Source organism: Enterococcus bulliens, from assembly GCF_053761865.1.
This window is the reverse complement of record NZ_JBSMXK010000030.1, coordinates 1-15015: the sequence shown is the minus strand read 5'-3', so window position 1 is coordinate 15015 and position 15015 is coordinate 1. Positions and strand designations below refer to the sequence as shown.

General features: G+C 37.9%; 14 protein-coding genes, 8 tRNA genes and 1 rRNA gene. 4 read left to right on the top strand and 19 right to left on the bottom strand.

What is annotated here, in order from left to right:
• The first annotated feature begins 245 nt into the window (after positions 1 to 245).
• Positions 246 to 1751, top strand: a complete 1506-nt coding sequence (locus ACWOEC_RS11195) for an IS3 family transposase (protein ID WP_455308266.1) — start codon at positions 246 to 248, stop codon at positions 1749 to 1751.
• Between the two features lie 411 nt (positions 1752 to 2162).
• On the opposite strand, the gene rpsI is transcribed toward ACWOEC_RS11195, so the two are convergent.
• Positions 2163 to 2555, bottom strand: a complete 393-nt coding sequence (rpsI, locus tag ACWOEC_RS11190) for a 30S ribosomal protein S9 (RefSeq protein WP_016186595.1) — start codon at positions 2553 to 2555, stop codon at positions 2163 to 2165.
• 16 nt (positions 2556 to 2571) lie between these two features.
• The gene (rplM, locus tag ACWOEC_RS11185; protein WP_367117286.1) at positions 2572 to 3018 is read right to left on the bottom strand and encodes a 50S ribosomal protein L13; all 447 of its coding nucleotides are present in this window, start codon (positions 3016 to 3018) and stop codon (positions 2572 to 2574) included.
• A gap of 295 nt (positions 3019 to 3313) precedes the next feature.
• Between rplM and ACWOEC_RS11180 the strand changes: the two genes are divergently transcribed.
• On the top strand, positions 3314 to 4510 hold the full coding sequence (locus tag ACWOEC_RS11180; RefSeq protein WP_455308264.1) for an argininosuccinate synthase: 1197 nt from the start codon (positions 3314 to 3316) through the stop codon (positions 4508 to 4510).
• Positions 4511 to 4525: 15 nt separating this feature from the next.
• A complete protein-coding gene (argH, locus tag ACWOEC_RS11175) occupies positions 4526 to 5899 on the top strand; it encodes an argininosuccinate lyase (RefSeq protein WP_455308262.1) in 1374 nt (457 codons plus the stop codon).
• Positions 5900 to 5927: 28 nt separating this feature from the next.
• On the opposite strand, the gene ACWOEC_RS11170 is transcribed toward argH, so the two are convergent.
• The gene (locus ACWOEC_RS11170) at positions 5928 to 6413 is read right to left on the bottom strand and encodes a Dps family protein (RefSeq protein ID WP_016186591.1); all 486 of its coding nucleotides are present in this window, start codon (positions 6411 to 6413) and stop codon (positions 5928 to 5930) included.
• 121 nt (positions 6414 to 6534) lie between these two features.
• On the opposite strand from ACWOEC_RS11170, the gene ACWOEC_RS11165 reads away from it, so the two are divergent.
• Positions 6535 to 7230: a prepilin peptidase gene (locus tag ACWOEC_RS11165; protein WP_455308259.1), complete on the top strand. Its 696-nt coding sequence runs from the start codon at positions 6535 to 6537 to the stop codon at positions 7228 to 7230.
• A 45-nt stretch (positions 7231 to 7275) separates the two neighbouring features.
• On the opposite strand, the gene ACWOEC_RS11160 is transcribed toward ACWOEC_RS11165, so the two are convergent.
• The 16 genes from ACWOEC_RS11160 to rrf all read right to left on the bottom strand — a co-directional run bounded on the left by ACWOEC_RS11160 (position 7276) and on the right by rrf (position 15001).
• On the bottom strand, positions 7276 to 8655 hold the full coding sequence (locus tag ACWOEC_RS11160; RefSeq protein ID WP_455308268.1) for a C40 family peptidase: 1380 nt from the start codon (positions 8653 to 8655) through the stop codon (positions 7276 to 7278).
• Between the two features lie 162 nt (positions 8656 to 8817).
• A complete protein-coding gene (locus ACWOEC_RS11155; RefSeq protein WP_455308257.1) occupies positions 8818 to 10155 on the bottom strand; it encodes a PcsB-like coiled-coil domain-containing protein in 1338 nt (445 codons plus the stop codon).
• Positions 10156 to 10403: 248 nt separating this feature from the next.
• A complete protein-coding gene (gene mreD, locus ACWOEC_RS11150; protein WP_455308255.1) occupies positions 10404 to 10928 on the bottom strand; it encodes a rod shape-determining protein MreD in 525 nt (174 codons plus the stop codon).
• 1 nt (position 10929) lies between these two features.
• Positions 10930 to 11784, bottom strand: a complete 855-nt coding sequence (mreC, locus tag ACWOEC_RS11145) for a rod shape-determining protein MreC (RefSeq protein ID WP_455308253.1) — start codon at positions 11782 to 11784, stop codon at positions 10930 to 10932.
• A 132-nt stretch (positions 11785 to 11916) separates the two neighbouring features.
• Positions 11917 to 12549 (bottom strand): thiamine diphosphokinase, encoded by a 633-nt coding sequence (locus ACWOEC_RS11140; RefSeq protein ID WP_455308251.1) that lies wholly within the window; start codon positions 12547 to 12549, stop codon positions 11917 to 11919.
• A 1-nt stretch (position 12550) separates the two neighbouring features.
• A complete protein-coding gene (rpe, locus tag ACWOEC_RS11135) occupies positions 12551 to 13201 on the bottom strand; it encodes a ribulose-phosphate 3-epimerase (protein ID WP_297076593.1) in 651 nt (216 codons plus the stop codon).
• 11 nt (positions 13202 to 13212) lie between these two features.
• Positions 13213 to 14100 carry a ribosome small subunit-dependent GTPase A gene (gene rsgA, locus ACWOEC_RS11130; protein WP_455308249.1) on the bottom strand — a complete coding sequence of 296 codons (888 nt, stop codon included), beginning with the start codon at positions 14098 to 14100 and terminating at the stop codon, positions 13213 to 13215.
• A 102-nt stretch (positions 14101 to 14202) separates the two neighbouring features.
• Positions 14203 to 14276, bottom strand: a tRNA-Pro gene (locus ACWOEC_RS11125).
• Between the two features lie 17 nt (positions 14277 to 14293).
• Positions 14294 to 14367 (bottom strand) — tRNA-Arg (locus ACWOEC_RS11120).
• A gap of 4 nt (positions 14368 to 14371) precedes the next feature.
• Positions 14372 to 14457 (bottom strand) — tRNA-Leu (locus ACWOEC_RS11115).
• A gap of 13 nt (positions 14458 to 14470) precedes the next feature.
• Positions 14471 to 14542: transfer RNA gene (locus ACWOEC_RS11110), tRNA-Gly, on the bottom strand.
• 10 nt (positions 14543 to 14552) lie between these two features.
• Positions 14553 to 14625: transfer RNA gene (locus ACWOEC_RS11105), tRNA-Thr, on the bottom strand.
• Positions 14626 to 14635: 10 nt separating this feature from the next.
• Positions 14636 to 14717 (bottom strand) — tRNA-Leu (locus ACWOEC_RS11100).
• Positions 14718 to 14725: 8 nt separating this feature from the next.
• Positions 14726 to 14798, bottom strand: a tRNA-Lys gene (locus ACWOEC_RS11095).
• 3 nt (positions 14799 to 14801) lie between these two features.
• A tRNA-Val gene (locus ACWOEC_RS11090) sits at positions 14802 to 14874 on the bottom strand.
• Between the two features lie 11 nt (positions 14875 to 14885).
• A 5S ribosomal RNA gene (rrf, locus tag ACWOEC_RS11085) occupies positions 14886 to 15001 on the bottom strand.
• Between the last annotated feature and the right edge of the window lie 14 nt (positions 15002 to 15015).

Here is a 15015-nt window from a genome sequence, read left to right as displayed (position 1 = left end):
ATTTTGAGCTGTACACCCACAATTTGGACAGCTCTTTTGATTCGGAGAAAAATTAGCCTCAATAATGATTATTTTTCTGTTTTTGATAGTTTCGTAAGAAACATTGATAATTTTTAATGAAGGGTCTATAATTCTTAGCATTTTTTTGATATGATCACTCATAATGTTATCGGCAACTGTAAAATGTAGGAAAGGGGATGCGGACATAATCCTGGACCAAAAATAAGGACAGGAGGAATATCCCAATGTTTTCTCATGAAGAACGTATGCATGCGATTCAGTTATTTCTACAATATGATTGCTCATATACGGCTACAGTTCGTAAACTAGGTTATCCGTCCGTAGGTACACTACGTAACTGGTACAAAGAATATTTGCTATTCGGAGAGCTTCATCCAGAGTATGAAAGAAAATCAAAGTATTCTGAATCACAAAAAAGAATAGCTGTGAATTATTACTTCGAACATGGTCGATCTTATGCACGAACTATTCGAAAACTTGGCTATCCAAATAAGGAATCTCTACGTCAATGGTGTGAAGAATTGTATCCTGGAACTAGAAAACTTCAAAAAAGTGCGATAAAGTTAACACAAAATCAAAAAGAAAACGTGTTGAAAAAATTTTATCAACCTCATAAAAATAGAAAAAGTTTAGCTGATTCAGAAGGTATCAGTAGAAGTGCTCTATATCAATGGAAAAACACGTATCTTGGAAAGGATTTTCCATTACGCATGAATTCAAAAAATGAAAAAGAAGTTCTTTTAGAAGAAGTCAAACAATTAAAAGAGGAAGTTCACAAATTACAATTAGAGAAAGCATTACTTGAGGGAGCCGCTGAGCTATTAAAAAAAGAAAAAGGCATCAGTCTGATTCACCTAACAAATCAGGAGAAAACAATACTGATTGATGCCTTAAGGAATCAATTTAAATTGAAAGAGCTTCTTCGAAGCCTATGTATAGCCAAAAGTAGTTATTTTTATCAAAAAAAAGTTCTTGAGAAGCCAGATAAATATCTTGAGGAACGAAAAATTATCGTTGAGATTTTTAATCAAAACTTTTGTGCCTATGGATACCGAAGAATTCATCAAGTACTCAAAAATAGAAATAAACAGCTCTCTGAAAAGGTTGTACGAATGTTGATGTTCGAAGAACAGTTGATTGTGAAGGTTTCTAGACGGAGAACGTATTCTTCGTATGCTGGAGAAATAATCCCTGCACAACCCAACTTGTTAAATCGTAATTTTAAGTCCATAAAGCCTAATGAAAAATGGTTGACTGATATTACTGAATTTAAAATTCCTGCAGGAAAAGTTTACTTATCACCTATTGTCGATTGTTTTGATGGAGCGATTATTAGTTGGACTATAGGTACTAAACCTGATGCAGAATTAGTGAATACAATGTTGGATAATGGATTAGCTACTCTTCAAGAGTTTGAACGTCCAATCCTTCATTCTGATCGAGGTGCTCATTATCGATGGCCCGGTTGGATTGAAAGAGTACAAAAAGCAAATTTATCCCACTCTATGTCAAAAAAAGGTTGCTCACCAGATAATTCAGCTTGTGAAGGTTTCTTTGGGCGTTTAAAAAATGAAGTGTTCTATAATCGTGATTGGAAAAATGTGACAATTAATCAATTTATAGGCTATTTAAATCGCGCTATCCATTGGTATAATAATGAGCGAATCAAGTTATCACTAGGAGGTCTAAGTCCACTCGAGTATCGGAATAAGAAAGGATATAGTTGTTAAAAAAGTCCAGAAAAACATCCGCACTCCCTTTCCTACAATTTTAAATTGCCCTTGACATCATAAGACATACTCCTTTCGTTTGTTTATTTTGTGGTGATTTAATCATACAGGAAGCGAGTATGTTTTTTAATACCTAAAATGACAAATGGACTGATGAATTGAATTCAATTCATCAGTCCATTAAATTATAGAGCCATAAAAATTTTAATTAAGGTAGTAAATACATAATAATTTGAAATGTTAGGCAACTTGGCTCTCTTCGTTCTTTTAGTCTTATTTTCGTAACAAACAAAAAAGACACCTTCCAATTGGAAAGTGCCTTTGTAAGTCATGATCAAGGTAACTGCGCTCAGCAAAGCTTCGCCCAGTACGATTCTCGTAACTCGTAAACTCGAACGATAATCGCAATAATTAACGTTTTGAGAATTGTGATGCTTTACGGGCTTTTTTAAGACCTGGTTTTTTACGTTCAACCATACGAGCGTCACGAGTAAGTAATCCAGCTTGTTTAAGAGCTAAACGGAAGTCAGGATCTACTTGTAGTAATGCGCGTGCGATTCCGTGACGGATAGCGCCAGATTGTCCAGCATATCCACCACCGTTAACGTTTACGAATACGTCGTAAGCGCCTTTTGTTTCTGTAACGCCAAATGGTTGGTTGATTACTTCACGCAAGTCAGCGTGTGGGATGTATTCTTCAACGTCTTTTTTGTTTACAGTGATTTTACCAGTACCAGGTACTAAGCGTACGCGAGCCACTGCATTTTTACGACGGCCTGTGCCGATATATTGTGCTTGTGCCAATGAAATTCCCTCCTGATTAGATTAAGTTTGTGATGTCCAATACTTCTGGTTGTTGAGCTGCATGTGGGTGAGTTGCTTCACCATAAACATGTAATTTCATGCCTTGAGCACGGCCTAAAGTGTTTTTAGGTAACATGCCTTTAACAGAAGTTTCGATCAAACGACGAGAATTGTTAGCGCGTAATTCTCCAGCAGAGATTGATTTCAATCCTCCTGGGAAGTTTGAGTGACGGTAATAAATCTTGTCTGTTGCTTTTTTACCTGTTAATTTGATTTTATCTGCATTAATTACGATTACAAAGTCACCAGTATCCACATGAGGAGTGAATGTTGGTTTATTTTTTCCACGTAGGACAGAAGCTACAACTGCTGAAAGACGTCCTAAAGGAACATCTGTAGCATCTACTACATACCATTTACGTTCTACTTCGCCTGCTTTGGCCATATATGTTGTACGCACGATTAGTTTTCCTCCAATATCAATTTCGAATGTTTACTTACACTTGAGTTTCCGGGGCTCTAATGGGGTAAACAATACCATTTAATATAATACCTCAGATAGACCCCTTTCGTCAATCTTTTTAGCTAAAGAAACTGAAACTTTTGTAAAGGTTCATGCTTATGAACAATTTTTGTATATTTAATAGATAATGTTCAATTATTTTGTATAAATATTATTTTTTATGTTGATTTACTTATATTTATTTGTTAATATGAATTCATTCAAGAAACCGAGTTACGAGAGGACGGGAATTTATATGAAAGAAAAAGTAATTTTAGCCTATTCTGGCGGTTTAGATACATCAGTTTCAGTGAAATGGTTAGTCGATGAAGGATACGATGTCATCGCTTGTTGTTTAGACATCGGTGAAGATAAAGATACTGAGACCATCAAACAAAAAGCATTGACAGTTGGTGCAAGTGCTTCATATGCGATTGATGCACGTGAAGAATTTGCCAATGAGTTTGCCTTGATTGCGTTACAAGGAAACACATTTTATGAAAATTCATATCCATTAGTTTCTGCCCTATCTCGTCCACTGATTTCTAAAAAATTAGTTGAATTGGCTCATGAGACTGGCGCGACAACCATCGCACATGGTTGTACTGGTAAAGGAAATGACCAAGTACGTTTTGAAGTCGCCATCGCAGCGCTTGATCCACATTTAAAAGTGATTGCTCCAGTTCGGGAATGGAAATGGTCACGTGAAGAAGAAATCGCCTATGCTGCGAAAAAAGGTGTGCCGATCCCAGCAGATTTAGACAATCCGTATTCGATCGACCAAAACCTTTGGGGACGTGCCTGTGAATGTGGTGTGTTAGAAGACCCTTGGGCAACACCGCCAAAAGGTGCTTATGCCTTGACGAAAGAATTAGAGGACACGCCTGATACACCGACGATTATCGAAGTTACCTTTAAAGAAGGAAAACCAGTTGCTTTGGATGGTAAAGAAGATACCTTCGCTTCGATTGTTTTACAGTTAAATATGATTGCTGGTGAACACGGAATCGGCCGGATCGATCATATCGAAAACCGTTTAGTTGGGATCAAATCACGTGAAGTGTACGAATGTCCTGGAGCAATGACGTTGATGGCTGCACATAAAGAATTAGAAGACCTAGTTTTTGTCCGTGAAGTGGCGCATTTCAAACCAATCTTAGAACAAAAATTAGCACAAGTAATCTACGACGGTTTATGGTTTAATCCACTAACAGATGCTTTGATCGCCTTCTTGAAGAGTACACAACAAGTCGTAAATGGTACGGTTCGTTTGAAACTATTTAAAGGTAATGTGATCTGTGAAGGACGTAAATCTGCAAATAGTTTATACGATGAAAACTTAGCAACCTATACTTCTGCGGATACTTTCGATCAAGAAGCTGCAGTAGGTTTCATTAAATTATGGGGGCTTCCTTCAAAAGTACATGCTGAAGTGCAGGCAGCTCAAAAATAAAGGAGTTTTAGATGTATGGCAAAATTATGGGGTGGTCGTTTTGACGGCAAAAATGAAGCATGGATCGATGCCTTTGGCGCATCGATCACATTTGATCAAGCATTAGCTAAATATGATCTACAAGGTAGTAAAGCACATGTGAGTATGTTGAAAAAAACGGCGATTTTACCTGCGGATGAAGCAGATCAAATTTTAGCTGGGATTGTGCAACTAGAAGAAAAATTAGCTGCTGGTGAACTAGATTTTTCAGTAGAAAATGAAGATATCCACTTGAATATGGAAGTATTCTTACACGACTTGATTGGACCTGTTGCAGGTAAATTGCATACTGCACGTAGTCGTAATGATCAAGTCGCTACGGATATGCACCTTTACTTAAAAGATCAAGTAACACAAATCATCGATCTGCTTGATCATTTGCGTGAAGTTTTAGTCGCTAAAGCTGAAGAAAATGTCTATACGATCATGCCTGGTTATACACATCTACAACATGCTCAACCGATTTCATTTGGCCATCACTTACTTGCTTATTATCACATGTTTACCCGTGATGCGGCTCGTTTGACTGAGAGTCTCAAACGAATCGACATTTCTCCATTGGGTGCAGCAGCTTTAGCGGGTACGACTTTTCCGATTGACCGTTTTTACTCAGCAGAACAGTTAGGGTTTGCTAGCGTGTATGAAAATAGTTTAGATGCCGTCAGTGATCGTGATTTTATTTTAGAATTTCTGAGTAATGCCTCATTGATCATGATGCACTTGTCACGTTTTTGTGAGGAAATTATTTCATGGTGTAGCTACGAATATCAATTTGTTGAACTTACTGATACCTATTCAACTGGTAGCTCGATTATGCCGCAAAAGAAAAATCCTGATATGGCAGAATTGATTCGTGGTAAAACCGGTCGAGTCTACGGAGACCTTTTTGGTTTACTAACGATCTTAAAAGGACTTCCTTTAGCCTATAATAAAGATCTGCAAGAAGACAAAGAAGGAATGTTTGATACCGTTCAAACACTCTCACATAGTTTAACGATCTTTACTGGGATGATCGACACAATGAAAATCAAAACTGACACGATGAAACAATCAACGGAAAAAGATTTTTCAAATGCTACAGAACTTGCTGATTACCTCGCTACTAAGGGTGTTCCCTTCCGTCAGGCACACGAGATCGTAGGAAAACTCGTGTTAGAAGGAATTCAAAATGGGCACTACTTACAAGATATTTCACTAGAAACGTATCAAGCGATCCATCCTGCAATCTCTGCAGATATTTATGAAAAACTAGATAGCACGAATGCTGTCAAAAACCGCCATTCTTATGGTGGAACGGGATTTGATCAAGTCCTCGGTCAAATCGAACGTGCCAAAAAGACATTTAACTAAAAAAAAGAAGCCGAATCGGCTTCTTTTTTTAGTGATGTACAGAATGTTCTGGATCGATTTCTGGTGCATAGCCTAATTTAGCTTGAACCATCCAGATTTTCTTTTCGATATCTGTTTTGAATGCGATAAAGATATCTTGAGTTGAGTCATCGCCTTCTTCACCAGAAATTTCGATACCTTCTTGGTAAAGATCTGCTAAATAGCGATAGCCTTCAACTAATTTTGCCATTCTTTCTGGAATCGTGCGGTCGTAAGTTCCGATTTCGTCTTTGATTCCAGTATGATCTGCAAACTCTTGTAAAGTAGAATAAGGTGCGCCATCTAAAGTGATCAAACGTTCAGAAATCACATCTAATTGTGCATCGATTTCATCCATAAAGTCATCCATCATTGGGTGTAAGGTTAAAAATTCAGGACCACGCATATACCAGTGTGTTTGATGGATCACAACTGAAAACTGACTCAAGTCCGCCACTAATTGATTTAAAGTTTCTTTCGTTTTTTCAAATTTCATCCCACTATTCCTCCTTCGTTTCTATACATAAAGGATAACGACTTTCGTTAAAAAAGTACAATTATTTACACTATCTGAGAAGCTTTCTCAACTAATTTAACGTAATTATAAGTAAAGGAGTATGATGATGATGTTATTTGTAATGGGTGTTTGTTTAGGATCATTTTTTTGTGTTTTTGCTGAAAGGATGCCGATCAGACAAAATTTTTGGAGCACACGTAGTCAGTGCCCTCACTGTAAACAAACACTCCGTTTTTATGAATTGATCCCCATCGTTTCGTTTCTCTCTTTAAAAGGACGCTGCTTGCGTTGCCATACTAAAATCCCGCTTATTTATTTTATTGCCGAATGTTTATATGGTTTTGTCTTCTACATTATCTGCTGTTACCCATCCCTTTTTGGATTTCCACTTAGTACATTACTTACTTGGATGACCAGTGCCTTTATTTTAAGTATGATCGACATCTTTTACTATGAAGTCGATACATGGTTACTCTATACCACTACCATACTACTCTGGATTAATTTATATCTGGTCCATGCTCATTTTAATTGGATTTCTGCTGGATGTTTTTTGCTACTCTATCACTTGAGTAAAAGGTGGTCTTTTATCGGTGAGGCAGATCTTTTTTTAGCATTCAGTTGGTTTCCTTGGTTAACATTTACTCAAATGTTTTACTTACTTTGGAGTGCAAGTATATTAGGTATTGTGTACTATGTATATTGTATGTATATTCTAAAAAAACACCATATCATGATTCCGTTTATTCCCTTTTTAAGCCTAGGTTTATTACTGACTTCACTATTACAATACTAAAAAGAGGCTGTGACAGAAATCTGTCACAGCCTCTTTAAATTGGTCTTAATTAACACGAATCGCAAAACTTGGTGTAAATCCGACTGTTGTCCCTTGGACCACACCCAACTCAGGTGTAGCAGCGTGGATAATACCATTGCCTCCTAAAGAGATCGCTACGTGGTAGGTGCTACCTGGATTACCCCAGAATAATAAATCTCCTGGTTGTGCTTGACTTACAGGAATCACTGTTCCAGCTGATTCTTGGGCTCCAGTCCAGCCACCGATACTTTTGCCTGCTGCTTGCATATATACATAAGAAGTAAAACCAGAACAGTCAAAAGAATTTGGTCCTTTTGCTCCCCATACGTAAGCTTTACCTAAATGTTTACTTGCTTCGGCAACGATTGCTGAACCATTTACCGTTTGAGAAGGTGCTAGTGTTGGCGTAGGTGTTACCAGTGTAGGTGTTTCACTACTAGTTGGTGTCTCAACAGGTGTTTGTACAGCCTGTTCTGTCGACTCTGTTGTTGAAGGAGTGGTTGTTGAAGGAGTCGTAACTTCTTCTTTTGGTGTACTCACTTCTTGTGTCGTCTGTGTGGCCGACTCCGTTGATTCTACTTTAGTCGTTTCTTCCTTAGCAACTTGAGTTTCAGTCGTTGCCGTTTTAGCTTCTTCTTTTGCAACTGCTTTTGCCTGTTCGGCTACTTTAGCCTGTGCTTCTTTTGCACGTTCTTGCTCAGCTTTTACGCGAGCTTGTTCGGCTTCAGCTTCAGCTTTTTGCGCTGTTAATTGTGCTTTTTCATCTTCTTTAGAAGACTGCTCTAATGCAAGATCTGCTTTGGCAACAGCCAAGTTAGCTTGTGTTTGTTCTAACGTCGCTTTCTTTTGTTCTAATGCTGTTTGATTTGTTTCTAAGTCAGCAACTTTTTGTTCGATAGCTGCTTGTTTTTGTTTTACTGATTCTTGATCGGCTTTTTGTGCTTTGATCAAATCATTGTTTGCTTTGACATACGTATTCACAGCTTGAACGCGTGATACTGCATCCGTTAATGATTCAGCATTTAATAATGCATCCATCACGCTCGTGTCTTGACCATTGACTTGTACGTCACGTGCTTGTGTTTTGATTGTTTCTGTACGCTTTTCGATTCGTACTTGTAATTCGTCGATTTCAGTTTTTAATTTGTCTGATTGTTGGCGTAAAGTAGCTTGTTCTGCTACCAATTGTTGAGCTTGATCATTGATTGTTGTTACTTGATTTTCTAATTCGCTAACTTGACTTTGAATATCAGCTTGCTTGTTTTGTAAATCACTAATTACTGTATCTGCTTGATTGATTTTATCGTCAATTGAATCTGCTGTAGCTAAAGTTGGCGCAGCTAACGTCGTCATTACAACTGAACTTAAAAGCATTGAAGCATAGACCCGCTTCTTCACACACATTCCTCCATCTCGCATCCCGATTACTTTCTTAACGTTTTCTTAATCACAAGAGGAGTTTACCATAGCAATATGTCAGAAAAATGATAGATATATTACAAATAGATGTCAAAAAAAGAGCTTTCATCTAGACCAATTGTCTAAATGAAAGCTCGAAATACTAGATTAAGCTGAATGACCAACGATCACTCCACCGCTATAACCAAAACCAACACGTGTGATACTTGGATTGATTTCCCAATCACGGTGACCAGTTCCAGAAGCAGTCGTCATATTTGTTTCATTGTACCAAGCATTGATTACAGTTGAGCCTGGTGCAAATAAGATTGCAATTACTTCATCTGCACGTGACCAGTGATCATTTGGAATAGATCCACCATTTCCATTGATTAATGACGCACGAGCTGAAGCAGTTGCTGCTAATCCTGCATCCCAACTTACTGGGTTTAAACCATGTGAAGCACGTAGCGCATTTAATGCATCTAATGTAGCATCACCAGAAGCTGGAGTTGTTGTTGCTGGTTTTTCTTCTTCTACAGGTTTAGTCACAACAGGTGTTGTTGTAGTTGGCTCACTAGTTGCTGGTGTTTCTACTTTTTCTGTAGTTGTTTGTGTTTCTTTTGGTGTTTCTACCGGTGCTTGAGTTGAAGCAGTCGTTTCTTCTTTTGCAACTTCACTTGTAGCTGTTTGTTGAGTTGATGTCGCAGTTTCAACAGCAGCTGTTGTTGTTTGTGTAGTTGCTTTTTCAGCCGCCTTAGCTTCTGCAGCTTTTTGTGCTGCTTCTTTAGCTGCTTGTTCTTGCTGAGCTTTCACGATACGTGCTTGTTCTGCTTCTGCAGCTGCTTTTTGGTTCAATAAATCACTCTTTGTTGATTCTGCAGTCGCTTGCTCTGCTGCTAGTGCGATTTTTTGAACTTTTAAGTCTGCTTGTTTCACAGCTAATTGATCACGTTGTACGTCTAGTTCTGCTTTTGCATCTGCTAAACGAGCTAATTTTTTTTCATTTTCAGCTTTTTTCGCTTCTACAGCTTTTTGATCTTCTTTTTGAGCCGTAATCAAGTCGTTATTTGCTTTTACAAATGTATTCACTGCTTGTACACGACCAACAGCATCCGTAATTGAATCAGCGTTTAAAATAGCATCAACGAAACTAGTATCTTGACCATTTACTTGTACGTCACGCGCTTGTTTCTTAATTGTAGCTGTGCGTTTTTCGATACGTACTTTTAATGCATCGATATCTTTTTGTAATTGCGCTGTATCTGCTTCAAGTTGCGTTTGCTCTTCTTGAAGTTTTACTCCTTTATCATAGATCGATGAAATATCCGATTCTAAAGAAGCGATTTGTGATTCAGCAGTCGCTGTTTGCTCTTTGATCGCTGAAATTTTTTGATCTTGTTCATTGATTTTACTATCAAAATCATCTGCACTCACTTGTACGGTTGCAATTGTTGATAAAAGTAATGTACAAACCAATAACGACTTACTTACGCTTTTCTTCAATTTGCTTTCCTCCACAGGGTTCTAAATTTATTTATGTACGTTTCATGTTTTTTAGACTAATTTTTTCTTAAGACAAAGAGAATTGTACCACAGAGATATGACACAAAGATAAAGGAAATGTTTCAATATGATGTCAAATAACTTGCTTTAGACATTTAAAGAATACATTGAAACAATTTACCTGAATTTGTCGACTAATTCCACATTTATTACAAAAAAAAATGCCTGATTCATTTAGAATCAAGCATTTACACGATAGGTATCGTTAATTTAAATAATTTTTTTAAAGGAAACATTAGTAGCGCAAAATAAATAATATTTAAAATCAACGTCGGCGCAAATGAATTTGTCACAAAAAATTCGCCTTTGATCGTAGTGATTTTAAAGAGCAACTGGATGCCTAATGTAATTAGTTGGACCATAGTCAAAGAGACAATCCAACTAAAGAATAACGTCATCAGATTTTGATAATAAATCGCATGGAATACATACATTAACCAAACCGTAAAGGGTAACGCTACTGCATAAACACCAATCAAACCTAAATAGTAGATATCAAACAACACACCAATAGTCAGCGCACTTAACAGCATATAGCGCTGTGGTAGTTTTCCTGCTGCAAACAGCATCAAGAGCAATAACAATTCCGATTGCCAAATACTGGTATTATGGTTGAGATTAGTGAAGAAGCTCGTAATATGTGCATCGATTAACATCAAAAAGAAAAAGACAACGTAGAGATACGTTAGATACTGTACACTGAATCGTTTCACATTACTCACCTACTGTACGTTTAATTACGGTCACAACCGACAGATCATACATTTTCGCATAAGGTTGTACGTATAATTTCTTTTGGAGTCCAAAATCATCTGAGCGTGCTTCTAAGACCGTTCCAACTGCCAAATCAGCTGGTGAATTTCCACCAAGACCAGAAGTTTGGACGACATCACCTTTTTCAAACTTAGCATCACCGGTCACTTGCTCGACTATCAATGCATTTTTCTTTTCATCAAAACCTTTCAACAGTCCAAATAACACACCATCTTTAGTCGAGATACGTACTGGAAAATGATTTGATGTTTGATTTTCCGCTGTTAATAATTCAATTTTTGAAGACGCACGATTGACTTCGATAACACGTCCTACTAACCCTTTCGTCGCCATTACAGACATATTTAGCTCGATGCCATCTTTTGATCCTTTATCAATGATCAAGAAATCTTGCCAAGTATCTGGTGAGCGCGAGATTACATTTGCAGTGACTTTCTCAAAACTAGTCAGAGTGTTATTTAATTCCAATTGTTCTTTCAATGAACTGATCTCACGTTGATCATTTTTTGTTTGTTGTGATAGCTCTTCATAGTGATCGATTTTTTCTTTCAAACGTTGATTTTCTTCGTAAGTGGTAAATAAGTCTTGAACATTATCTACAGTCTTACTGATAAAATTAAACGGCGCTTGAATCACACGATCGACTAACGCTATAGAATCATTGACCGTTGATTGAACAACATTTGTTTTTTCAGAAACAGCTCGTTTAGCAATCGTTACACTTAGAATCGTTACAACAATAATCACAATAATCAGTGCAATAATAATATTTTTATTCGGATTAATTTTTTTCACAAAAGCACCTCAATAATTTCAAAATGAATGAAACTCATAACTTAAATTGTACCACTTATTGCAACGAAACAAAAGGCAAGGAAAACGACTCTTAATGTTTTTTTGAAACATTAAGAGTTTCCTTACCCCTAGTTAATCCTTACTTTGAATAACTGCGATCATCCCGCTTTTAAAAGATAACGATGCAGTATCTGTCAAAAATTCATTACTCGCATATGACAATGGATACATAACATCGACATTTTGTAATGTATATTTGCTTTTTGCTAACGTCAAATCAGTCACTGGAGTCAAACAACAATATGCTAAATAACGCATGTCCGGTTCTTTTGAAATCGTGTAGTGACCCGGTTCAAAAAAGGTAATGATATTTTGCTGATCCACCAGTTTGAATTGACGACAATAGCTACGAAATCTTGGTTCAAGTGGTAACCATAGATTTGCTAAGAAATGATCAATTCGGCCACCCGTTAATCCGATTAAGGTGATTTCTGCAGTTGACTCAATCGTTAGCGCATGAAGCAAGCCTAGTTGTGTATCTGTATCATCTTTTTCAGGTGGTGATTGTTTCACCAAACTAGCGTACTCAAATACTTTCATTTGTTCCAACTCTGACAAAGAATCAAAATCGCCGATTGCTGCATCACAAGGAATCTTTGCTTCTAATAAATGCAATGCTCCTCGATCGATTCCGATATAATAGTCATATGTTCCAAGTGATGGCCAAGTAGTGATAGGCCTACCTCCGACAATTAAAATTTTCATATCAAACTAGTTGTTCTTTCAATAACTGGATACGTTCACCTGGGTCTTCAGCACCGTAAACATAACTTCCTGCTACAAATACATTCGCTCCAGCTTGCGCGCATAGACTGATCGTCTGATCGTCTACACCGCCATCGACTTCGATATCAAAATTATAGTTGTATTTTTCTTTTAACAAGACTAATTCTTCAATTTTTACCATCATTTCTGGTAAGAAAGATTGTCCTCCAAACCCAGGATTCACTGTCATAACCAACACTTGATCGACCAAAGGCAATACGTGTAGGATTTGATCAATCGAAGTTCCAGGATTGATCACAACTTCTGCTTTAACCCCTTCATTTTTGATCATCTGGATCGCGCGATGAATGTGTGGTGTAGCTTCGACATGCACACCGATAATATCAGCACCCGCTTTTGCAAAATCAATAATATAATTTTCTGGATCAGTAATCATTAGATGCACATCTAGCGTCAATTTAGTTATTGGCCGAATGGCTTTTACCATTGAAGGTCCAAATGTAATATTAGGTACAAAATGACCATCCATTACATCGATATGAATATAGTCAGCACCAGATTTTTCTACTAATTCAATGTCACGTTGTAAATTAGCAAAATCAGCACTTAAAATGGAAGGGGCAATTTTCATATTAATCTCTCCTAGTTTTTGTTTTTCTTTTTATACACTGGTCTACGATTTTCGATTTCTGACATAAATTGTTTATAATCTTCATAACGTGAATAAGCGATTTTATCTTGTTCAAAGGCTTCTTTGACTGCACAATTTGGTTCATTTAGATGCTTACATTCTCTAAAACGACAATCGGACATCCGTGCTACAAATTCAGGAAATAATCTTGGTAATTCCTCTGCGTCGATTGTCAAAAGATCAATTGCACTGAATCCTGGTGTATCTGCAACTAGACCATCCGCAACTTCTAATAATTCGACATGGCGTGTAGTATGCTTACCACGCCCAAGTGATTCAGAAATAGCTGCTGTTGGCAACTCAAGTGAAGGTAAAATCTGATTTAGTAATGTAGATTTTCCAGCTCCAGATTGTCCCATAAATACAGTTAATTTATGTTCAAATGTTTGTTGTAATTCTACAATTGAACGATCATCTGGTGTGGCAACAATCACACGATAGCCAATTTCTTCGTAAATTTTGATAATTTCTTCTACTAATTCAACTTCACTTAGCAAATCGATTTTAGTTAAGTAAATGATTGGTTCTATCTCATTAAACTCTAGTGTTACTAAAAATCGATCCAATAGATTAAATGAAAAATTCGGTTCTACCATACTTGTGACGACCACTGCTTGATCAATATTAGCCACTGTTGGACGGACCAATTGGTTTTTTCTAGGAAGTACTTCGAGTACATATCCATCAGTTAAATTCGTACTTTCAAATACTACATTATCACCAACTAAAGGTGTAATATTTTGATTTCGAAAATTCCCGCGTCCTCTTGTCTGATAAATGATTCCACCTGATTCGACATAATAAAAGCCACTTACTGCTTTACGGATTTTTCCTTGCAAACATCCGCCTCCTCAATCGTTTTTTCTTTTTTATTGTATCATACCTCGTCAAAAAAATCTGAATACAAAAAAAAGACATATCACACGATATGCCTTAAATGATCGGGAAGACAGGATTCGAACCTGCGACCCCTTGGTCCCAAACCAAGTGCTCTACCAAGCTGAGCTACTTCCCGAAAAATAAAAAAAACTACGCGCCCAAGAGGAGTCGAACCCCTAACCTTTTGATCCGTAGTCAAACACTCTATCCAATTGAGCTATGGGCGCATAATGCCGAGGACCGGAATCGAACCGGTACGGTGATCACTCACCGCAGGATTTTAAGTCCTGTGCGTCTGCCAGTTCCGCCACCCCGGCGTGAAATTGGCTAAGCGGAAAACGGGGTTCGAACCCGCGACCCCCACCTTGGCAAGGTGGTGCTCTACCACTGAGCTATTTCCGCGTCTATCTTATGCCGGCTAAAGGACTTGAACCCTCGACCCTCTGATTACAAATCAGATGCTCTACCAACTGAGCTAAGCCGGCCTAACTATTATGCGGGTGAAGGGACTTGAACCCCCACGCCCGAAGGCGCTAGATCCTAAATCTAGTGCGTCTGCCAATTCCGCCACACCCGCATGAAAAATGAGTCGTACAGGGCTCGAACCTGTGACCCTCTGATTAAAAGTCAGATGCTCTACCAACTGAGCTAACGACTCATATGGAGGTTAACGGGATCGAACCGCTGACCCTCTGCTTGTAAGGCAGATGCTCTCCCAGCTGAGCTAAACCTCCAATATGATAAAGCATGGCGACGTCCTACTCTCACAAAGGGAAACCCTTCACTACAATCGGCGCTAAGAAGCTTAACTTCTGTGTTCGGCATGGGAACAGGTGTGTCCTTCTCGCTATCGCCACCACACTTGTGGTGAGTTA

Coding starts and splice junctions, on each gene's coding strand:
- ACWOEC_RS11195 (WP_455308266.1), top strand. CDS start 246: ATGTTTTCTCATGAAGAACGTATGCATGCGATTCAGTTATTTCTACAA.
- ACWOEC_RS11180 (WP_455308264.1), top strand. CDS start 3,314: ATGAAAGAAAAAGTAATTTTAGCCTATTCTGGCGGTTTAGATACATCA.
- argH (WP_455308262.1), top strand. CDS start 4,526: ATGGCAAAATTATGGGGTGGTCGTTTTGACGGCAAAAATGAAGCATGG.
- ACWOEC_RS11170 (WP_016186591.1), bottom strand. CDS start 6,413: ATGAAATTTGAAAAAACGAAAGAAACTTTAAATCAATTAGTGGCGGAC.
- ACWOEC_RS11165 (WP_455308259.1), top strand. CDS start 6,535: ATGATGATGATGTTATTTGTAATGGGTGTTTGTTTAGGATCATTTTTT.
- ACWOEC_RS11160 (WP_455308268.1), bottom strand. CDS start 8,655: ATGTGTGTGAAGAAGCGGGTCTATGCTTCAATGCTTTTAAGTTCAGTT.
- ACWOEC_RS11140 (WP_455308251.1), bottom strand. CDS start 12,549: ATGAAAATTTTAATTGTCGGAGGTAGGCCTATCACTACTTGGCCATCA.
- rpe (WP_297076593.1), bottom strand. CDS start 13,201: ATGAAAATTGCCCCTTCCATTTTAAGTGCTGATTTTGCTAATTTACAA.